Below are 20,238 nucleotides of genomic sequence, written 5' to 3'. Positions count from 1 at the left end.
CGGTTTGCACCGGACGGCAATTTAATGGTTTTTTTACTTTGCGAACTGTTTATCACGGAGGAGAACTGCGCGCAGATCGGATAACCATTGCACATCAAGTCCCATCTCTTCTGCGAAGAAGCGGACAGGCAGGAACTGCCGGTTTTTGGAGATGATTGGCGCTATCGGCAGCGTCACCGTAGTAGCCAATCCGCCTTCCACCTGCTTGATCACTTGAGTGGAGCCATTCTTCACCGTATAAGTTGTACCGGCAAGCCCCAGCACAGTCTGACCATTCGCATATTGCACTTTAAAGCCGAGCTTCTCGGTCAGCACGCGGACAGGCACGAACGTTATATTGTTCTGAATAACAGGCGTTACATCGCTATTCAGCTCCACGCTATTATACAAGAGGTGTATACTGCCATCTGCCTTCATTCCTGTCGGCGCGGCATAGGGAGCAACAATACGAACGGTATTGCTGCCAGAATCCGCAACCGCGAAAGCACCACCGCCGACCCATTCAACGTCAGTCGGCCGGTTGAAAGCGGAATAGCGAGCAATGCCGTCAACGATACCTTCATCCTCAGGCGTACCGGCAACTGTCGTTACTTTTCCGTTCGCGAGGTAACGAATCGCATGGTTCAAGGAATCGGCGATGAGCACGCCGCCATCCGGCGTTACAGCAAGTCCACGCGGTGCATGCAGCTTCGCTGCCGCAGCAGCCCCATCTGCAAAGCCGCCTTCTGTGTACGGCGAACCCGCTTCATAATTCATCTTCTCACTAGTTACCCCGCCAGCAACCGTCGTGACCGTATTCGTCTTGAAATCAATGTAGCGAATACGATTATTTCCAGTGTCGCTGACATACAGATTGCCCTTGGAGTCAAGCGCCAAGCCACTAGGTTCATTGAATTTCGCTTCGGCAAGCGGCCCGTCCGCATAATCGCCGACAGCTTCAATGGCCCCCGGATAATACTCGATAATCCGTTTGGACGGTGCGTTCAATGTCGTTACTTGACCGTCCTTAATTTGACGGATGACATGGTTGAGCGTGTCTGCGACATAGATGACGCCTTCCTTATTCGCCGCAACGTCAAGCGGATGATAGAAACTCGCACTCGCAGCCGCGCCATTATTAGAACCTATGATTCCAGTGCCTGCAACAGTTGCAACGACACCAGTAGCCGATAAACTCCGAATGCTGTTATTGCCCGCATCTGCGATGTATACCGTGCCATCGCTACCCGCTGCGAGCCCCGACGGCAGGTCGAACCCCGACTTTGCTGCCTCTCCGTCAAGAAAGCTGCCGAGCGGCGCGTTGTATTCATCAGCTCCGGTGTACAGCCCTGCGGTGGTAGTCGTTGCCGCAGCGGTCACACCGCGAATCATCTGATTGCGTGCATCTGCGACGAGATAACCGCCCGACTTCGCGGAGTAGAGAATTGAAGTCGGCTCGCGGAATGCAGATGAAGCAGAGCTCCCGTCCTCCCGATCAAATGCACCAGAGCCCGCTAAAGTATGTACTTCATATAAGTCCATATTACCGATCGAAGGCTGCGCGGCATTGCCTGCCGCAGCGAAGCTGCTGCTGCTAAACGCACCAACCGACACCGCTGCGGCTAACAGCAGAGCGGCACGTCTTATTCTTTTCTGCATGAAGGCTCTGTCCCTCCTTATCATTATTGTTGCGCCACTTGCATAGTTAGATCTGATCCTTTAATAACTGAAACTGCATCGCCGTTCTCATCAACGGCGGTAATTGATTTGATTTTGAACGTAACTGGCACCGTTCCTGACGATTCCGATGCCCCCAGCAGGAACGGAAGCCGTACAACTGTCTTTTCCTCATTAATCGCTACCGTACTGCCGCTGATTTTCACAACGGTGTACAGCAATGTCGAATGACCGTTCGAGCCTTCAATGATACGATAATCATCAACACTGTTCGCATCTGGTACAGTTTGGTTCTCCGGTTCAACGGCGAAGCCGGAAGTACCACCTTTGCGATTCACAAGCCATTGAGCACTGTCAAACGTAACATGATCAAATTGAGCGTGCAGATTGTCGTATTCCACTTCAATTTGATAGCCCATAATTTTCTTCGCCCCGGTGAATCCCTTAAACGCAACGCCGAGGTCGAACAAACCAGGCGAAATTGTCCCACTCGCAGTCGTCTGCAAGCTTACCGTCGAATTCGCACTGACGCTTCCCGTTCCACCGCTCGAACCGCTGCTCGTTCCACCGGTCGGAATGCTTGGCAATCCGACTGTATTACGATTATCATCAATTCGCTTCTGTTCTTCAGGTGTTTGCTGGTTGTAGTAGGTTTGATTATCCTTCTCTTTTTGCTTTTCCTGTGCTTGCTTATTCGCTTCTTCTTGTTTCTCTCTCAGCTCTTGTGCCTTCTTAATGGCTTCTTGCAGCAATTCCTGCTTTTTCTTCTGCTCTTCCGCCTTTTTGTCAGCCAGCTGCTTCTGAAGCTCTTCGAATTTTTTCGCTTGCTCCTGCTCCTTCTTCTCGTTATCGGTCAGCTGGAGTTCGCTGGTCGTCTTCGAATCAATCAATTTAGTGCCAACGTCTTTATTAATTTGGTCAATCACGTCTTGAGTTACCTTTTTCTGCGCGATTGCTTCTTTTGCAATAATAGATACTAGATTTGTTAAGTTATCAGTCAAGCGCTGCAAATCTTCGGGTGTTTGAATGAGACCGCCAAAGTTATCTTTGTTCGGCTCTGTATTCATGCTCTCTTTCGCCTTCTCAATCATCTGCTTCTGTTCCGCGGCAATGGATACCGCATCTTGCAGAATCGCTTTCACCACGTCCGGTGAGGCCCCGTTAACAAAAGTAGCTAGGTCTACAATAGAGATGGAAGTTTCAACCCCATCCTCGCCATTCGCTTCACCTAACTGCTGCGACGGATAGATCGTTACCGTGTTCGACATACCCGAGTCGCTGCCAGTATTATGCCGGTCTTTATTCGTGCTCGATTCGACCACGCCTGCTGCCAGGAAGACATTCGTCTCACCTGTCAATGGATTCACCCTCACGAAGAAATGTGTCCCACGCACACCCATGATCGATGTTGGCGTTTCGATTTCGAACTGATCGCTTGCGTTGGAGACGGATTTCACCTTCACCCAGAGAGAGCCGGCCCAAACGCTCATTTTCGTCTTCGCGCCGCTGCTGTCCTTCATCTTCGAGAACGTAACTTGCGAGCCATAGCTAATATTGATCTCGTCAGTATCCGCAGCGCTGCTCGATAGAGTTAGAGTGACTGTGCCGTCTTTGCCTGTTGCAATTTGATCGCCTTCGTTCAAGCTCATATTGCGGAATGCCTTAAATGGCTTCGCTCCACCTGATTTGAGCACGTTCACCGTGCCTTTAAGCTCTTTGACGACCGCTACGCGCATCACTTGAGCGGAGGCATGTCCCACACCTGCAAGCAGCGAGCCTGGCCCAATAATAAGCAGCAGGCATAGCAGCATTAGGAGCGAACGGTTATTTATGCTTCTGCGAAAACTCATGCTCCTTCTCTCCCCACATGTCGTAATTCCCGCTCATCTCCCGATTGTTCCTCGGCAACGCCGAGCACTTCCGTTACGAGTACAGGCAGTTCCTTGCCCTTCACTTTGATTTCACCGATCGTTTGCGTTATAAATTTATCTTTCACGCGAGCCAGCGTCTCTTCACTGATAAGAATTTGTCCTGGCTTCGCATTAGCTTCAAGCCGTGCCGACAAGTTGACCGTATCGCCGATCGCTGTATAGTCGAGGCGAAGCATCTGCGAGCCAATGTTGCCAACGACCGCAGGACCGCTGTTAACGCCGACGCCGAATCTTACCGGTACGCCAATCTCACGCAAGCAGCGCTCTTCCAGCTCCGCCGATTGGCGCTTCATCTCAAGAGCCGCCAAAACCGCAAGCTCCGGATGATTCGGCTGCGAGATCGGTGCCCCGAAGATCGCCATGACGCCATCGCCAATAAACTTGTCGAGCGTGCCATTCCATTTGAAGACCGCTTTCGTACAGATGTCCAAATACTCATTCAAGACTTGAATGACCTGCTCTGGCTGCAGCTTCTCCGACATTGGGGTAAAACCGCGGATATCCACGAAGATTACGCTAATATCGCGGCGCTGTCCGCCCACGGTCACTTCTTCGCCGGAAGCGAGCATTTCATCCACAACTGTACGCGGAACGAATCGACCGAAGATGTTCGTTACACGGCTTCTTTCACGCCGTTCAGTAACGTAATGACTGACGACCGACCAGACGAAGGCCGTGGTCATCGCTAGGAAAGGATATGTAATCGTAATAAATAAAGATTTAAATTGATAGAGTTCGATCCATGTCAGAACATAGCCAGCTGCCAGCGCACCATAAACGAGAAACGCTTTGCCGCCTGTTACTCTTTCAAATAGTAGAATCGCGAGCAGCGAAAGCAGCACGATCAAAGTGTAATTCACAGCAGGTGTCGCTTTCGTTGAGAACTTGCCCGCTACGAGCGACTGCACCATATTGGCGTGAATTTCGACTCCATACATCTTGAGCGTTGTACTGAGCGGTGTTAAATATTCGTCCTGAAGGCCAGGCGCGTACGGGCCGATCAAGACAACATCGCCATTATAGTAATCCGCAGGCACATTGCCCGAGAGCACATCGAAGAACGATTGCGAATCATAGCCTGTATCCGCGCTCATCTCTTCCCTTGGCATCGTGTAGAACTCTGTTGCGATCTGATTGCGCTTGTCTGCCGGAATATGCTGATTGCCACGGTACCAGCCCGACTTATCTTCATTCCATGTAATCTGATGATCCTTATCGAGCAAATAGTTCGCGAGCTTCACGCTGAATGCCGGAATAATTTGCCCATCATCGCTCTTAAGGCCGACAGTCAGCTTACGGACCGTACTGTCCTGGTCCTGCATGACATTGATATGGCCGAGCTGGTCTTGACTTGCCCCGATTGTATCCGCTGGATAGGAGATCGACTCTGTCTCCAGCTCTCCAGCCTCGTCCTGCCTTGCTTTGAAATTGAAGATAACAGGCAGAATGACGTTAGGGTACTTCCTCATCGTCTCCGCCATCAGCGCATCGCTCTCGGGATCCTTCCCTGGCTCTGCAAGCACGACATCGAGCGCAATCGCTTTCGCGCCAGCATCCGCTAGCATCGAGATGAGCTGGGCATAGAGACTTCGGTCCCACGGAAATTGTCCTAAATTGTCGAGCGACGTCTGGTCAATCTTGATCAGTTTTATGTTGACGTTAGGCGCTCTTTCTGCGTCTGTCTGCTGAGTTACCTTGTCCTGTAGAAAGGACTCCATCCGATTCAATGGGCCTCCAGTTCCCAAACTGCTGAGGAAGGACCAGAACAAGCAAATGACCAGTGCCGCTGCGGTTGTCAACAACCATTTACGCTTTCGCATAGTTACCTCCTCTTCTACTTTGGAACGGATCATATTGCCTCTCATTCTTTCTTCTATTCTATTGTAGTTTTACAAGCATTGGCAATAATTATTGTCGAAAAAACAAGAAAAGTCCCGCTCCTTGTCGTAACAAGGAATGGGACTTTAGTTCGATCCTATGAAGCGATCTTAATTGTTGAAAGCAGCGTCTGCAATCTTAATGGAATCTGTAGGGCAGCCGTCTGCTGCGTCTTGCAAGTCATCATATAGATCGGATGGAATTTCAGTGTTACCGTGGTTGCCGTCGCCGCCAAAGATAACCTCTGCAAGTCCTTCATCGTCGTAGTCATAAATATCCGGTGCCGTTGCGCCGCATGCACCGCAAGCAATGCAAGTATCTTTCTCAACCCATGTAAACTTCGACATCGTTTTCCCTCCTATTAGTTCTAAGCTTTAAACCGCTTACTTGTGCTTGTGACATCAAATTAGCGAACAACCTTCACTCATCACTATATAACATATGATCGTCAGTTTGCAAGGATGTCCCTCTAATTCGTTTGTTGCGAATTAACGCAGAAGGATCGTCGCCGAGCATACCTGCTGTTAGAACGGCATCCTCGCCAAACTTATCTCGCAGCATATCCATCGTCTTGGTCAAAGCATCCTTTCGAGGCTGCTCTTTATAATCGAACAGATCCAGCTGGACCGCTGTCTCTGATTGAAGTGATAGATTTTGAAGGGTGATGCCGAGCAGCCGGAGCGGTTCGCCTTCCTTCCAATGTTTATCGAACAGCTTGCAAGCTTCTCTGTGAATATCATATGCCGAATCCGTAGGCGATGTTAGCGTAACGGAGCGATTAAACGTCGACATATCCGCTCGTCGCATGACAAGCTGAATGGTAGAAGCCATCATCTTCTGGTGGCGCATTCTACGGCCTGTCTGATCCGCTAGATTGAGCAGCACCCTGTGCGCATCCTCGCGCTCCTTCACATCCTTGGGCAGCGTCGTTGTATGTCCGATTGACTTGTTGCGTTCCCTTGAAGCGTTGACCAGCGAGCTATCGTGGCCATGTGCCGCTGCTTTCATCCAAGAGCCGATCACGCCAAAATGTTTGTTCAGCATCACTTCGTCCGTAGTCGCGAGCTGCCCGATTGTTCTGATATTCAGCCTCGTCAGCTTCTCTGCCGTCTTGCGGCCAATCCCGAACAAGGCGTCGCACGGCTTGTCCCATAGAAGCTTCGGCACATCGCGAATGCGCAGTACCGTGAAACCGTTCGGCTTCTGCATATCAGAGGCCATCTTCGCAAGCAGCTTATTCGGCGCGATTCCGATCGAACTGGGCAAGTTCCACTCGGACCGGATTCGATCCTGTATTTGATGCGCGATTTCGAGCGGTTCACCGAAGGTGGAAGAGCCCGTTATATCCAAGTAGCACTCATCTATCGACATCGCTTCAACAAGCGGCGTGTACTGCTTCGCAATCGACATAAACCCATGCGAGTACTTACGGTACAGCTGAAAATCAGGCTTGATCAGCAGAAGCTCCGGACAGCGCCGCAGCCCCTCGCGAACCGTCATGCCGGTCTTAACGCCCAGCTTCCGGGCGGCATAGGACGAGGTGACAATGATGCCTCTGCGCTGCTCGACGCTTCCGGCGACAGCGGTCGGTTTATCTTTATAGAGATGCGGCTCCTCTGCTTCGTGCACCGAGCAGTAGAAGGCGTTCATATCCAAGTGAAGAATAACGCGGTTTTTCCCTGTTTTCTCTTGCCCCGTCTCCTTATCCACCGCTGAACAAACCTCCTCTTTCCGCTCTATCATGAACTCCTTCCAGCATACCTTTGGCGAAAATCACCGTCAACTTCGCCTTCTGATTTAGAGCCGACTCTGTCAGAGAGAAAGTCGCATTTACGCACTGGATAAGTAATGATATAATAAAAAATTATCACAATGGATCGTTTCACATAGAAAGGGGCTCTATGCAATCATGGCAAACACTATCTCCATCTTTGACACGACGCTGCGAGACGGCACGCAAGGCGAAGGCATCAGCCTTTCAGCAGACGACAAAATAAAAATCGCCCAGAAGCTTGATTTGCTCGGCGTACATTATATTGAAGGCGGAAATCCAGGCAGCAACAGCAAGGATATCGAGTTCTTCCAGCGCGCCAAAGGGCTGAAGCTGAACGCGAAGATTACCGCTTTCGGCAGCACAAGACGGAAGAACAGCCTGGCAGAGCAAGACAGCAGCTTGCTGCGAATTGTCGAATCCGGCGTTCCGGCAGCAACTCTCGTCGGCAAGTCATGGGATTTCCATGTACATACTGCTCTTCAAACGACGCTTGAAGAGAATCTCTCCATGATCTATGACTCCTTTGCATTTCTGAAACGGAACGATGTTGAAGCGATCTTCGACGCGGAGCATTTCTTCGACGGCTACAAGCATAATCCGGAGTATGCGCTTGCGGTACTGCGCAAAGCCCAGGATGCAGGCGCAGACTGGATCGTACTCTGTGATACGAATGGCGGCACGCTGCCGACAGAAGTGCATGACATTGTCTCACGCATCCGCGCTGAGCTGAATGCGCCGCTCGGCATCCATACGCATAATGACTGCGAGCTTGCTGTTGCGAACACATTGGCAGCCGTTCAGGCCGGCGCACGTCAAGTACAAGGTACGATTAACGGTTATGGCGAGCGTTGCGGCAATGCCAACCTATGCTCGATCATCCCGAATTTGCAAATTAAGATGAACTATCGCTGCGTTAGCGACGATCAACTGCAATCGCTCACGAAGACAGCGCGTTATATTAGCGAGATTGCTAACGTGCACATGCCTGTCGCTCAACCCTATGTCGGCAACGCGGCATTCGCGCACAAAGGCGGCATTCACGTCTCCGCGATTATGAAGGACTCGAAGACGTACGAGCATATTCGTCCTGAATTGGTCGGCAACAAACAGCGCGTGCTTGTCTCCGAGCTGGCTGGCCAGAGCAATATTATTTCCAAGGCGCAAGAGCTCGGTCTAGACGTGAACACGGGCAACGAGAAGACGAAGGAAATTATGGAACGCATTAAAGAGCTGGAGCATCAAGGCTATCAGTTCGAAGGCGCAGATGCATCGCTGGAGTTGCTGCTTCGTGACGCATTCGGCGAGATGAAAGAAATTTTCAAGCTCGAATCGATGAAGATGCTCGTTGAGAAAACGAACGGCTGCATGAACGCGGAAGCGATCGTGAAAGTGAATGTCGACGGCCAGCCGATCTACACGGCTGCGGAAGGCAACGGTCCGGTTAATGCACTCAACAACGCTCTGCGTAAAGCATTGGAGCCGTTCTACCCGAGCATTAATGATTTCCACCTATCGGATTACAAGGTGCGCGTGATCGACGAGAAAGGCGCGACGGCAGGCAAAGTCCGCGTGCTTATCGAATCAACCGACTTCAAGACGACTTGGAACACCGTCGGCGTCTCGAACAACGTCATCGAAGCGAGCTGGGAAGCGCTTGTTGATAGTATCCGATATGCGCTGCTTAGCATGAATAAGATTGACAATGCCCACGAAGAGCCGCGCGAGCAGCACGGATTGGTTAATCACTAATATTCATTAAATGAGAAACGCCAGATCAGCTTTATCAGCTGATCTGGCGTTTTTGTCGTTATGCGCTTGGTTTCTGCTCCGCCTCTTCCTGAACCGCAATCCACTTATCAATCATGGATTCCCACTTACTCTTCGAGATCACCCCTGTGACCCGCTCCCTCACGACTCCATTGCTGTCAATAAGCAAGCTTGTCGGAAATTGATTGACTTTGTACAAATCAGTCGCTTTGCCATCCCGGTCCATTAGTATCGGGAACGTAAATTGCTGTTGAACGACAAACTCGCGCGCCTGCCGCTCTTTATCCATACTCGTTGCATTCACGCCATACAGCTCCAGCTTATCGCCGTACTTCTTCGACAACGCCTGCAAATCAGGAGCTTCCAGCTCACAAGGCCCGCACCAGGAAGCCCAGAAATTAAGCAGCAGCAGCTTGTCCCGCTTACCGCCAATATTCGCGGGTTGATCATCCAAATTCGGCAGCTGCAGCGTCGGAGCTGTGTAGCCTGGCTTTGGCAGCATATCGCTAGAAGCGGCAAGCGCTTTGTCATGCTTCCCTGTATTCTGATAAATGGCCGCACCTGCGAGTGCGAGCACGATGACGATTAAGACGATAGAACGTTTCATATTGCGCCTTCTTTCTACATTTTGCGTTAGTTCGACATTGCCTCCCTACATGTTACCATGTCTGAGAATGGTTGCTCAAGCTCATGGGCACATTACAGGGCGAAGGTCAAACCACAACCATGGGGGCATCCGCGCGAATGAAGCAATCAACGACATCGAAATGGGCTGCGAATAAGCCCGGCAAGCTGCGTACAGCAGAACATAGCAGAGACGGCAAGGACGATACGAAGAAGCAGAAGCAAGCTGGCGGTGGAAAATGGGCGGAGTATATTGCGCTCGCGACCGTGCCGCTCGTCCTCGTTCTGGGCAACTCCATGCTTGTTCCGATCCTCCCGGATATGGAGAAGAAGCTACATATTACGAGCTTCCAATCGAGCCTTGTCATCACATTATTTTCCGTATCTGCTGGTCTCATTATTCCCATATCCGGCTATTTATCCGATCGTTATTCACGCAAAGCTGTCATATTACCTTCGCTTGCGCTATATGGCATAGCCGGCATTGCCGCAGGCGTTGGCGCTGTTATGCACTCCTACTGGCTGCTCATCGCGTCTCGCGCGCTGCAAGGGATAGGAGCAGCCGGCACTTCACCTATTGCCATGGCGCTCGTCGGCGATATGTACAAGGACGGCACCGAAAGCGAAGCACTCGGCCTTATCGAAGCCTCCAATGGCGCTGGCAAGGTAGTCAGCCCGATCATTGGCTCTCTGCTAGCACTCATTGCTTGGTATGTGCCGCTATTCGCGTTCCCGCTCTTCTGCGCAGGCTCCTTCTTTGCTATGATGCTGCTCATTAAGGAACCACCTAAAGCGAACAAAGAAGTTGTTCCCGTGAAGCAATATGTCGGAGATATTAAGAAGGTGTTCCGCGAGAAAGGCCGCTGGCTCATCTCGTCCTTTATTGCGGGTTCACTCGGACTCTTTATCTTATTCGGCGTGCTCTTCCGGCTGTCTGATCTGCTCGAGAAGGCGCCTTACCATATTGACGGCGTTGCAAAAGGCGGCGTACTCGCCATCCCGCTCCTGTTCCTTGTCATCACCGCATACATCACGGGGCATCGCATTAAGAACAACGGCACGCTCATGCGTCGTCTCATGATTATCGGGCTCGCTGTCATGAGCGGCGCACTAGCTGCTGCAGCATTTCTGCATCACAGCATTTATGCGCTGATTGGCTTCGCTGCGCTCAGCAGCCTCGGCACCGGACTGCTCCTGCCCTGTCTGAACACGCTCATTACTGGCGCTGTTGATCGACCTCACCGCGGTATGGTTACGTCGCTCTATAGCAGCCTCCGTTTCCTCGGTGTAGCCTTCGGTCCACCATTGTTTGGCTGGATGGCTTCACGCTCAGACACGCTGCTATACGGCGTCGTAGCCGCTCTTTCCGCATGTGCGCTGCTCATCATCATCTTCTTCGTTCACCCGCCTCAAACAGCCGGAGACAGCGGTTGACGAATCCGAGGCATGAACACGTATAATGAATGGAGCTAACCATCTCCCTTACAGGAATGAGGTCTCACATTCTTATGTCATTCAGAATACCTGAACAATCTAGCGCTAAGGGTCTAGCAAGAGAGGAACCGCATCGAAAAGCATACGTTTCGTCGATTCCAACAGCCGCCAGAATGGCTCCAGAGGCATTTGAACAGCTATTACGCAGCTGCACAGATGCAATGCCTAGCGAAGCATGCGGCGTCTTGGCGGGAACGCTCGAACGAAATGACGGAGTAACACGCGTGAGCGTCACCCATGTATATCCGGTTAACAATGCGGAGTCAGCTGCCCGCGTGAACAATCATTTTGCGTTCGAACCCGCTTCATGGATCCAAGCTCTTTATCACATGCAAAAAAACCGACAATCGATTGTCGGTTACTACCATTCGCATCCTGCATCGCCGCCACTCCCGAGTATTGCCGATATTAACGGCATTCGGGCTGCTGCTGCGCAGGATACGTCGTATTGGATTATTTCGTTAGCTGATTCGGCTCGACCACCAGTCGTTCAGCCTTACTGGATCCATAATGACCCGAACGGCCAGTTGCACTGCAGTCCATTAATGCTTACTGAGATACGCATATAAGTCCCCAAGCGTAATGACATTCCGGCTCTGAATTCGCTGCAAGTAATGCTGCCATAGCTTCGCGGTCATTATCGAATCCTCCAAGGCATGATGCCGCGTCGTGATTTCAATGCCGCTATGCTCCAGCAGATCGTCGAGGCTGTAGCTCTCGCGATTCGGATCCAGCCACTTCGCCACAAGCATCGTATCAAGCACCCGATGCGTCAAGTTAACCTTCGATGTCCGCCAAAGCGCTGCGTTCAGAAACTGCTTATCATGGCCGCTCGCATGCGCGATCAGCATTCTTTTGCCTACGAACTCCATGAAATCATGCAGCACCTGCATTAGGTCAGGGGCATCCTCGGTCATCGCATTCGTGATGCCCGTCAGCTCCGTAATATGCTTCGGCACTCTCCGCTTCGGATTGACGAGGCTGTAGAATGTCTGTTCCGGCATCAGCTCTTCACCCTTCAGCAAGACCGCTCCGAACGATATAATCTCATCACCGTTCGTCGGATAGAAGCCCGTCGTCTCCAGGTCGAAGACGACCACCTCCATGTCGCTTAGCGGTGTATCCATAATCGACTCTTTTCGCTGCTCCTTCGACATCGAGCGAATGAAGGCCATCTGTTGCGCATTTTGAGCACCGACCGCGCCAGCAATCGCTGACGTTAGCCCGCCCATTTTGTACAAATGCCACATTCTACCCATGCTGCGCTGTTCCTTCATACTTCTCCCCTCCGTCAAACCTCAGCCTTACATATAGAGCCTGCCTTTCGTTTGCTTCTGCACCTGTCGCTGCAGCTTCTTCACGACTCGGAGCGCAGCTTTAAGCTCATCAACTAATTCTTTTGTCAGCTTCGCCTGCGGCAGCTTGCCGCTGTTCGTATATACTCCGTCCTCCGCGCGCGTCATCGTCATCAGCCGAAGGCGCATAAACAGATTGAAGGCGCCTCTATACTCCACGCCATCCTGCCCTGTAATAACGCCACGTTCGCTCAGCATTGCGATTCTGGATAATGTTGAAGTTTCCCTCACCGCTGCTTTGATGCTCATAAGCCGAATGGCATTGACCATCGGGATGTAAGCCCCATATTTCAAATCCAGACTTCCCGCCTCTTCGCCATATTGTTCCTTGAGCAGTTGACCGAATACGCCAATCAGCACTTTATGGCGCATCGTATTGTTAAGCATGTGCTGAACGATCGTCCGAGTAACAAGCGTATCGGTATAATAATGGCTCTTTAGCGCTTGCAGCAATGTTTCTTGACCGTATACGCACCGGCAATCCGCGACAATGAGAAGATACCTGACGCACTCCCAGTCCGGCTCCTGGAACCAGCTATCGAGCTTCGCCCGCCAGCCTAAGAGAGATTGGCACCAAAGAGGATTAGAGCTAATGACATTCCCCTCACACGGCGGATATCCGATATCCTGCAATGTCGCAACGACCGTTGCACTTAACATGCGAAAATATTCCTCTACTTCTTCTCGCTCCGCTTCTTCCACCGAATCCTCATAGATCAACCCGCTGTCTTGGTCGCTGGATAATGTTTGTTCTTGCCTGCCCCCGCTGCCGAACAATAGATACGCGTAAGGCACGGGTGGGGATCCATGCCCCATCCGTGCCAGCTTCGCTTCTGAAAGTGAGATCGCCTGGCGAATTAACGCATCATGTACCTCATTCAGATCCGTATAAAATTGTTCGATCGGCTGCTCGGCTTGCAGTACAACCATTTGCTCATGGATTTGATCCCGCAAGCCGCGCAGCGCAATCACATCATCTGTAGTCCCGATGCGTGTGAACAGCTTTGCACGAACTGAATCGCCCATGCTGTGCTCACCCCTGCCCTAGTAATAGAAGCGACGAATAGTAGGTCTTACATGCTGCTTTGTGCTTTTTTCATTTGTTCTGGATATCCGAATGCACCATGCTCAGAGAGGTCAAGACCGATAATCTCTTGCTCTTCTGTTACACGAAGACCCATAACAACCTTCATTACACCGAGGATGATGAAGGACACAACGAGCACATAACCGCCGCACACAAGTACCGATTCAAGCTGAACCCACATTTGGTGCCAGTTGCCTGTATCAATGATACCGCCTTGACCAACGTTCAGCTTCTTCGCAAGTACATCCGTCGCAAAGATACCATTCGCGAGCGTACCCCAAATACCTGCTGCGCCGTGCACGGAAAGAGCATAGATTGGATCATCGACTTTAATTTTCTCGAAGAACTTCGCGCTGAAGAATACGAGCACACCTGCGATCAAACCGATAACAACCGCTGCCCAAGGATCAACGAATGCGCAAGTTGCTGTAATGGCAACCAAACCAGCCAAGCCGCCGTTCAATGTTGTTGTGATGTCAGCTTTACCGTTTACGAGCCAGGAGATCAAGAGAGCTGCAACCGCGCCGCCAGCTGCGCCGAGCTGTGTGTTGAATGCAACATAGCCGAAGAACCCATCGCCTACGCCAAGCGCGCTACCAGCGTTAAATCCGAACCAGCCAACCCACAGAAGAAGAACAGACAATGCGCCGAATACTTGGTTGTGACCAAGAATTTCATTAGCGGAACCATCTTTATTGAAGCGGCCGATCCGCGGTTTGAGTAGGACCGTTGCCGCGAAGGCTGCAATCGCGCCTGTTAAGTGTACGACTGTAGAGCCAGCATAGTCTTGCGCGCCTTCAGCGAACAACCAGCCTGTTGGGCTCCAAATCCAGTGGGAGATAACCGGATAAACGATTGCTGTGAACAATACTGTAAATACGAGGTAAGCGGACAATTTAGCACGTTCTGCAAAGCCGCCCCATGCGATCGAAAGCGATACAGCTGCGAAAGCCAGTTGGAAAATGAAGAAGATGGTCGAAGGAAGCGACTCGCCATCGGCAGCTGCTACTGTAGGAGCAAAGAGGTAGCTGCCCCAGCCGATGATCTTACTGATCGAGTTCTCCGCGTTATCAGAGCCAAAAGCAATTGCATAACCGACTGCCCAATAAACTAATGTACAAAGACCTAACGTGAACACTGTTTTACCTGCGATGTGACCTGCATTCTTCATTCGAGTCGAACCGGCTTCCAGCAGGATGAATCCACCTTGCATCAGAATGACAAGAACTGCTGCAACGAGCACCCAGATGGAGTTGAGCCCCATATTGAGCGTTGCTGCAGACGGGTCGTCTGCAAAAGCCATAGCGGGGAATAACAGCGAAAGAGCTCCTAGAGACATGATTAACTTTTTGACCATGAACGACCACTCCCTAATGTTATGTTTCTTAACATGATAAGAAAGACTTAATGTCATTATAGGTTGGAGTATTCATTTTGACAATACATTTTTCCTGATTTACTAAAAATAATCTAACATTCGTCTCTCCAAATGAATCGAATGTTAAGTTTTTTAACGAATACGACGTCAAAATAACCGTCCCACCGCAAAATCCTTCGCATTTAGAGCTGTATCGCTCCCTTCACTCAACCTTCCTACACCTGTAGCTATGCTCCCATCATCCCCTTTTGAGCATCCAATTGGACATCTTGCGACTTTATGTTAGGTTTTCTACATGGAAAATTCACCAAAGCATTACGTTTGACTGTACGGTTCAACTTTCTGTATCATAGGAACTAGAAGCTTATGCGGTACATACTGATGAAATGAAAGAGGTGATTCCAATGTCCGATTTGTCATTGCCGTTATACCGGATTGGTGAATTATCCAAAATGGCTGGCGTAAGTCCCCGTACAATTGATTTCTACACGTCGCTCGGACTGATCGAGCCGGAACGCCGTTCCGCCAAAAATTATCGTCTCTATAATGATGAAACTTTGCATCGGCTCAAACGTATTGAACAATTGAAGAAAGACAAATTGTCGCTCGACGAAATTAAAGCGAGCATGGCTGTTTGGCGTAAAGTTTCATCAGAGGAGCAAGTATCCGACAAGCTGATGGACCTGCAGCTTCATCTCGAGCAGCTGCAGCGCGAGGTGCAGGAGATTGAGCCAGTGCTTAATCAATTGAAGCCGCAGCAGGCCAAGCAGGTCTTCAAACGTCTCGTACCTCAAACGGCTGCTTGCGTCGAGGCACTCATGCTTCTGCTTAACAAGGGCGGTATTATGTAGCATTTATTTAATTGGAGGGAACAACGATGTTTTTTCACCCGCTGGACATTCTAATCATACCTGCATTCCTATTATCGCTCTGGGCCCAGTTCCGCGTTCGCGGTACGTTCAACCGCTGGTCTGAAGTTCACACGGCGAGCGGGCTTACAGGCTACCAGGCAGCACGGATGATGCTCGACCGCAACGGTCTACATGATGTGCCGATTGAACCGGTTCCTGGCACGCTCTCCGACCACTACGACCCGACGCACCGTGTCGTCAGACTGTCAGAGCATGTTTATTACGAGAATTCAATCTCAGCCGTTTCTGTGGCGTGTCACGAGGTTGGTCATGCGATTCAGCATAGCGTCCATTACCCGATGCTCGTTGTTCGCCATAAGATCTTCCCGGTCGTGAATATCGCATCCGGCGCAGCGCCTTTCTTGCTGCTTGCAGGCTTCCTGTTCCATGCGACAGGCCTCATCGGGCTAGGCATTATCTTCTTCTCTTGCGCAGTTGCTTTCCAGCTCGTTACATTGCCGGTCGAATTCAATGCCAGCAACCGAGCACGTGAAATCATGGTATCTGAAGGATTCATTACGAACGATGAAGAACGCGGAGTTGCCAAAGTATTGAATGCCGCAGCGCTCACATACGTCGCAGCAGCGTTAATCTCACTGCTTGAATTGCTCAAGTACATTCTTATCTTTACGCAATCGGATCGCGATTAATTAATATGTGCATGAATGAAAGGCGAGGAGCTCAGCTCCTCGCCTTTTTATATGCAAATAACCAGCGTCCCAAGGGAGCGCCGGTTATTCTCATTCGACCTATTCTGTACGGAAACGAGCAAGTGTTTCTTTAAGACCTGTCGATACGGTTTCAAGCTTATCGGACAGGCGAACAAGTCCTTCACTGATGCTGTTCTGCTCAGTGCTAAGGGACGCAACCTCTTCTGAGGTTGCGGAAGACTCTTCGGCAACCGCACTTACGTTGCTCATTGCTTCAGACAATACAACCTGCGAACGTTCGAGCTTGCTGATCGACTCTGTTACTGTACCGAGGCGACCAACGAAATCGCCCATTTGACCTTGTACGGTTAAGAAGATTTGATTCGCTTCTTTTACGGATTGAATCTGTTCTTGGAAGATCGGATACGCCGTCGACAATACGTTAACGGTCTCGTCGATTTCTTTCTGGATCGTATCTGTAATTTGACCAACAACATCGATCGATTGACGGGATTGATCCGCAAGCTTACGAATCTCGTCCGCTACGACCATGAAGCCTTTACCCGCTGCGCCAGCACGAGCTGCTTCAATCGTCGCATTCAAGGAAAGAATATTCGTCTGCTTCGTCATGTTATTGAGTACATCGAGAATTTTACGAATGGAACGCGTGCTTTCTTTCAAGCGGTCAACCTTCTCCACCATGGAGCGCGTCATCTCTTCAGTCATACCTGTCTTCTCGATGAGGCTGTTCATATACGAAGTACCTTGTCGGCTTGCTTTCTCTACATCAGATGCTGCTACGCCCATCTCTCGGTTCGAGATCATGACCTGCTGCATCTGTTCGCCGATCTCGCCAGTCAGGTCACTGCCCTTCTCAGCTTCAGTCGCCAAGCTCGAAGCGCCGTTCGCTATTTCTTCGGTCGCAACCGCGATTTCACGTGCCGAGATTGCAGTCTTCTTCGAAGCATCGGACAATTCACCAGCAGTAGCTAGTACGTCCTGCGCGGATTGATTAGATTGATTTACAAGCGTTGTAATCTGAGACATCATCTGGTTAAAGCTTTGCGCGAGCTGACCGATCTCGTCTTTCTTATTAATGTTCGAGCGAACAGTCAGGTTGCCGCGCTCGCCTTCATTCATCAGGTTGCGCAATCTCACGAGCGGAATCGCAACCATCCGAATCACAAGCAATCCGATACCGATTGCAAGCAGAGCTGCGATACCAGCGATGATCCACGTCGTATTTAAAATCTGTTTCGCATCTTTCACAAGCGCATCCACCGGAACGGATCCAACGAGCTTCCAGTCTACGTTTTCGAACTGATTGTAGATAGCAAGCACTTCTTTACCATTCGCATCTATCGCTGTCTTCGAGCCGCTCTTAGCAGCTTTGCCTTCTTTCGGCAGCTTAATTGGCGAAGGCTTGCCAATATCTTCCGGCTTGCTTGAAGGATTGCTTGGAAGTACGTAGTTACCAGCACTATCAACAATGGTAATGCTGCTGCCGTCTCCCAGCCTCACACTTGAAAGCACTTCGCTAAGGTCTCTCAAGTAAATCTCAATAATCATAACAAACTTGCCTTCATTCGTAACCGTGTTCTTCATCACGCGGCCCATTGCAAATGTCGCCTCAGGCACATCCCCTCTGTAACCTTTAGCTTGCGATGGAAGCCATACAAGACGTCCATTGCCTTCCACAACCTTCTTCATCCAATCCGACTTCTGAGCTAGCTCCGTCGACATGGCAGAAGAGCCAGTCGAGACTGAAGTCACGTCTCCTTTAATCGGAATAATCGCCGCGCCGAGAATGGATTGGTTGCCTAGTATGTAAGACTGCAGCGAGTCGCTGAGCTTCTTCATCGTATCGAATTTCTCATAATCGTCTGATGTAACATCCAGCTGAGCCAAATTATCTTGAACCGACTTATCGAGCAAAATTTGCATCGAGAGCGCCTCGTAGTTCTTAAACATCATATCGAGCTTACCCGTTGACTGCTCGATCGCTACAGCGCTTGATTCGGTCACCTTATCCTTAATGATGCTCTTGGATGTCGAATAGGAGAATAATCCAACCACAAGAACGCACACTAGAATTGCACTGAAAATAATTAAGAAGAGCATGAGTCCGACCGATTTAATCGGGTTCGTCATCTTCACATTCTTAATTCCGTTCACGGAGGAGCTGTACAATTCTTTCACGTTCGGAGTCCGTTTTTCACCTTCTGATTGCGTTTTCATTTTTTCCTTCTTTGAGTTCATCTTGAATTTCAATTTCACTGCCTGACACCACCAATTCTGCGTATATTTCGCCATTTTTTGTCTATTTTTTCTTAAACAACAGTATGGTTAATATCGGCAGTTGATCTCCAAGATGTTAGCATTTCTTTAAAATTTTTCATAAAAAATAATCCTAACTGATTACTCAGTTAGGATTAAATCAGGTCATTAGACTTATGGCGAGCATTAACGGACTTTCTTCCGCATCATGTCCATAGGCTTAACGGGTTGTTGGGTCTTTATGACGATATATTGCAGCGGATGTCTTGCTGCATCAAGTACGTTGCCGCTCTCATCCTTAATTTCACCGACTACTTGCTTGAAGAACGTCCCGTTCGGACCGAAGAACTCGACCTCTTGACCAGGCTTGAAGTTGTTGCGCTGCTGAACGACCGCTTCACCTGTCGACTCGTCGTAAGAGATAACAACGCCAGCGAAATCATAAGGTGCAGCCTTGTCTTCTGGTACATAAATATGATCTTCTGCACCAGGCGTATCGTAGAAGAAGCCCGTATTCACCGGACGGTTAGCCGCCTTTTGAATATCATCAAGCCATACTTGCTTCAGTACATAGTTCTCTGGATCAGCCATATACGAATCAATAGCTTGACGATAGGCATTGACAACAGTGGCTACATAATGAAGGCTCTTCATACGACCTTCGATCTTGAAGCTGTCCACGCCAACATCAATCAGATCCGGTATGCTCTCCAGCATACAGAGATCTTTGGATCCCATCGTGAATTTATCTGCGTCCATTCCGACCATTTGTAGGTCATCCTCGTAAATATCGTACTTCCAACGGCACGACTGGCAGCAGCCGCCACGATTGGAGTCACGATCTGTAAAATGGTTCGACAATACGCAGCGTCCAGAGTAGGAAGAGCACATAGCGCCATGAATAAACGCTTCGATCTCAATATCGACATGTTCTTTAATTTCTTGAATTTCCTCCAAGCTCACTTCACGCGCCAATACGACACGCGGCAGCCCTTCGTCCTTCCAGAACTTGACCGCTTGCCAGTTCATCGTCGATTGCTGTGTGCTAAGATGCACTTCCATCTTAGGCGCTACGCGCTGCGCCGTTTCGATAATAATCGGATCAGCTGCAATAATCGCCGCGATGCCTGCATTCTCGAGCTCGCGCAAATATTCCTCAAGCCCCGCGATATCCTCATTATGAGCATAGATGTTCGTTGCGACGAATACTTTAGCGCCGTATTTCTCCGCGAACTCTACGCCTTCCTTCATCTCAGCAAAGCTGAAGTTATCGGCATTGGAACGCAGACCATACTTCTGTCCGCCGATGTAAACCGCATCCGCTCCATAATGAACGGCAAACTTTAATTTCTCTAAATTTCCAGCAGGAGCCAGCAGCTCCGGCTTATCCAGTCGGTTTCTTTTTCCCGTGTAACGGGGAGTTGCTTTCGTTGAAGTCACCAGCTTCACCTCCACT

The 20,238-nt window shown here is 50.1% G+C and carries 16 protein-coding genes; 5 read left to right on the top strand and 11 right to left on the bottom strand.

Going from position 1 to position 20,238, the window contains the following annotated elements; genetic code table 11:
• Positions 1-33: 33 nt before the first annotated feature.
• The 5 genes from AC0LWF_RS02335 to AC0LWF_RS02315 form a co-directional block, all read right to left on the bottom strand.
• On the bottom strand, positions 34-1,638 hold the full coding sequence (locus AC0LWF_RS02335) for a stalk domain-containing protein (RefSeq protein WP_474649955.1): 1,605 nt from the start codon (positions 1,636-1,638) through the stop codon (positions 34-36).
• 23 nt (positions 1,639-1,661) lie between these two features.
• The gene (locus AC0LWF_RS02330) at positions 1,662-3,506 is read right to left on the bottom strand and encodes a FecR family protein (RefSeq protein ID WP_474649954.1); all 1,845 of its coding nucleotides are present in this window, start codon (positions 3,504-3,506) and stop codon (positions 1,662-1,664) included.
• Entirely contained in the window at positions 3,503-5,407 is a 1,905-nt protein-coding gene (locus tag AC0LWF_RS02325) for a CHASE2 domain-containing protein (protein WP_474649953.1), read from the bottom strand. The genes AC0LWF_RS02330 and AC0LWF_RS02325 overlap by 4 nt, the downstream gene beginning before the upstream one ends.
• Positions 5,408-5,575: 168 nt before the next feature.
• Entirely contained in the window at positions 5,576-5,812 is a 237-nt protein-coding gene (locus tag AC0LWF_RS02320; RefSeq protein WP_116189662.1) for a ferredoxin, read from the bottom strand.
• A gap of 73 nt (positions 5,813-5,885) precedes the next feature.
• Positions 5,886-7,175 (bottom strand): DNA polymerase IV, encoded by a 1,290-nt coding sequence (locus AC0LWF_RS02315; protein WP_474649952.1) that lies wholly within the window; start codon positions 7,173-7,175, stop codon positions 5,886-5,888.
• Between the two features lie 199 nt (positions 7,176-7,374).
• Between AC0LWF_RS02315 and cimA the strand changes: the two genes are divergently transcribed.
• The gene (gene cimA / locus AC0LWF_RS02310; protein WP_474649951.1) at positions 7,375-8,988 is read left to right on the top strand and encodes a citramalate synthase; all 1,614 of its coding nucleotides are present in this window, start codon (positions 7,375-7,377) and stop codon (positions 8,986-8,988) included.
• A gap of 58 nt (positions 8,989-9,046) precedes the next feature.
• Here the strand turns inward: cimA and AC0LWF_RS02305 are convergent, their stop codons facing one another.
• Positions 9,047-9,613 carry a TlpA family protein disulfide reductase gene (locus AC0LWF_RS02305; protein WP_474649950.1) on the bottom strand — a complete coding sequence of 189 codons (567 nt, stop codon included), beginning with the start codon at positions 9,611-9,613 and terminating at the stop codon, positions 9,047-9,049.
• Between the two features lie 137 nt (positions 9,614-9,750).
• Between AC0LWF_RS02305 and AC0LWF_RS02300 the strand changes: the two genes are divergently transcribed.
• Together AC0LWF_RS02300 and AC0LWF_RS02295 are read left to right on the top strand one after the other, a co-directional pair.
• Complete coding sequence (locus AC0LWF_RS02300) at positions 9,751-11,064, top strand: MFS transporter (protein WP_474649949.1); 1,314 nt, start codon at positions 9,751-9,753, stop codon at positions 11,062-11,064.
• A 74-nt stretch (positions 11,065-11,138) separates the two neighbouring features.
• Positions 11,139-11,693: a M67 family metallopeptidase gene (locus AC0LWF_RS02295; protein WP_474649948.1), complete on the top strand. Its 555-nt coding sequence runs from the start codon at positions 11,139-11,141 to the stop codon at positions 11,691-11,693.
• Here the strand turns inward: AC0LWF_RS02295 and AC0LWF_RS02290 are convergent.
• The 3 genes from AC0LWF_RS02290 to AC0LWF_RS02280 are packed head-to-tail and all read right to left on the bottom strand — an operon-like array spanning position 11,667 to position 14,923.
• On the bottom strand, positions 11,667-12,401 hold the full coding sequence (locus AC0LWF_RS02290) for an exonuclease domain-containing protein (protein WP_474649947.1): 735 nt from the start codon (positions 12,399-12,401) through the stop codon (positions 11,667-11,669). The two genes, AC0LWF_RS02295 and AC0LWF_RS02290, sit on opposite strands and share 27 nt — an antisense overlap.
• A 27-nt stretch (positions 12,402-12,428) precedes the next feature.
• Entirely contained in the window at positions 12,429-13,505 is a 1,077-nt protein-coding gene (locus AC0LWF_RS02285; protein ID WP_474649946.1) for a DUF294 nucleotidyltransferase-like domain-containing protein, read from the bottom strand.
• Between the two features lie 47 nt (positions 13,506-13,552).
• Entirely contained in the window at positions 13,553-14,923 is a 1,371-nt protein-coding gene (locus AC0LWF_RS02280; RefSeq protein ID WP_474649945.1) for an ammonium transporter, read from the bottom strand.
• Between the two features lie 425 nt (positions 14,924-15,348).
• Here AC0LWF_RS02280 and AC0LWF_RS02275 point away from each other — a divergent pair, with 425 nt between their 5' ends.
• Both AC0LWF_RS02275 and AC0LWF_RS02270 read left to right on the top strand, forming a co-directional pair.
• The gene (locus tag AC0LWF_RS02275; protein ID WP_474649944.1) at positions 15,349-15,795 is read left to right on the top strand and encodes a MerR family transcriptional regulator; all 447 of its coding nucleotides are present in this window, start codon (positions 15,349-15,351) and stop codon (positions 15,793-15,795) included.
• 26 nt (positions 15,796-15,821) lie between these two features.
• On the top strand, positions 15,822-16,505 hold the full coding sequence (locus AC0LWF_RS02270) for a zinc metallopeptidase (RefSeq protein ID WP_474649943.1): 684 nt from the start codon (positions 15,822-15,824) through the stop codon (positions 16,503-16,505).
• Positions 16,506-16,604: 99 nt separating this feature from the next.
• On the opposite strand, the gene AC0LWF_RS02265 is transcribed toward AC0LWF_RS02270, so the two are convergent.
• Together AC0LWF_RS02265 and AC0LWF_RS02260 are read right to left on the bottom strand one after the other, a co-directional pair.
• Complete coding sequence (locus AC0LWF_RS02265) at positions 16,605-18,743, bottom strand: methyl-accepting chemotaxis protein (protein ID WP_474649942.1); 2,139 nt, start codon at positions 18,741-18,743, stop codon at positions 16,605-16,607.
• Positions 18,744-18,968: 225 nt separating this feature from the next.
• Positions 18,969-20,225, bottom strand: a complete 1,257-nt coding sequence (locus tag AC0LWF_RS02260) for a peptidase U32 family protein (RefSeq protein ID WP_474650450.1) — start codon at positions 20,223-20,225, stop codon at positions 18,969-18,971.
• Between the last annotated feature and the right edge of the window lie 13 nt (positions 20,226-20,238).

The sequence above is a fragment of the Paenibacillus sp. sgz302114 genome, assembly GCF_056120345.1.
This window is presented reverse-complemented; position numbering and strand designations above follow the sequence as displayed.

What these genes read in the sequence shown, in the direction of transcription:
- AC0LWF_RS02295 (WP_474649948.1), top strand. Translation starts at nt 11,139, where the DNA reads ATGTCATTCAGAATACCTGAACAATCTAGCGCTAAGGGTCTAGCAAGA.
- AC0LWF_RS02305 (WP_474649950.1), bottom strand. Translation starts at nt 9,613, where the DNA reads ATGAAACGTTCTATCGTCTTAATCGTCATCGTGCTCGCACTCGCAGGT.
- AC0LWF_RS02270 (WP_474649943.1), top strand. Translation starts at nt 15,822, where the DNA reads ATGTTTTTTCACCCGCTGGACATTCTAATCATACCTGCATTCCTATTA.
- AC0LWF_RS02325 (WP_474649953.1), bottom strand. Translation starts at nt 5,407, where the DNA reads ATGCGAAAGCGTAAATGGTTGTTGACAACCGCAGCGGCACTGGTCATT.
- AC0LWF_RS02335 (WP_474649955.1), bottom strand. Translation starts at nt 1,638, where the DNA reads ATGCAGAAAAGAATAAGACGTGCCGCTCTGCTGTTAGCCGCAGCGGTG.
- AC0LWF_RS02290 (WP_474649947.1), bottom strand. Translation starts at nt 12,401, where the DNA reads ATGAAGGAACAGCGCAGCATGGGTAGAATGTGGCATTTGTACAAAATG.
- AC0LWF_RS02275 (WP_474649944.1), top strand. Translation starts at nt 15,349, where the DNA reads ATGTCCGATTTGTCATTGCCGTTATACCGGATTGGTGAATTATCCAAA.
- cimA (WP_474649951.1), top strand. Translation starts at nt 7,375, where the DNA reads ATGGCAAACACTATCTCCATCTTTGACACGACGCTGCGAGACGGCACG.
- AC0LWF_RS02280 (WP_474649945.1), bottom strand. Translation starts at nt 14,923, where the DNA reads ATGGTCAAAAAGTTAATCATGTCTCTAGGAGCTCTTTCGCTGTTATTC.
- AC0LWF_RS02265 (WP_474649942.1), bottom strand. Translation starts at nt 18,743, where the DNA reads ATGAAAACGCAATCAGAAGGTGAAAAACGGACTCCGAACGTGAAAGAA.
- AC0LWF_RS02285 (WP_474649946.1), bottom strand. Translation starts at nt 13,505, where the DNA reads ATGGGCGATTCAGTTCGTGCAAAGCTGTTCACACGCATCGGGACTACA.
- AC0LWF_RS02300 (WP_474649949.1), top strand. Translation starts at nt 9,751, where the DNA reads ATGAAGCAATCAACGACATCGAAATGGGCTGCGAATAAGCCCGGCAAG.
- AC0LWF_RS02320 (WP_116189662.1), bottom strand. Translation starts at nt 5,812, where the DNA reads ATGTCGAAGTTTACATGGGTTGAGAAAGATACTTGCATTGCTTGCGGT.
- AC0LWF_RS02330 (WP_474649954.1), bottom strand. Translation starts at nt 3,506, where the DNA reads ATGAGTTTTCGCAGAAGCATAAATAACCGTTCGCTCCTAATGCTGCTA.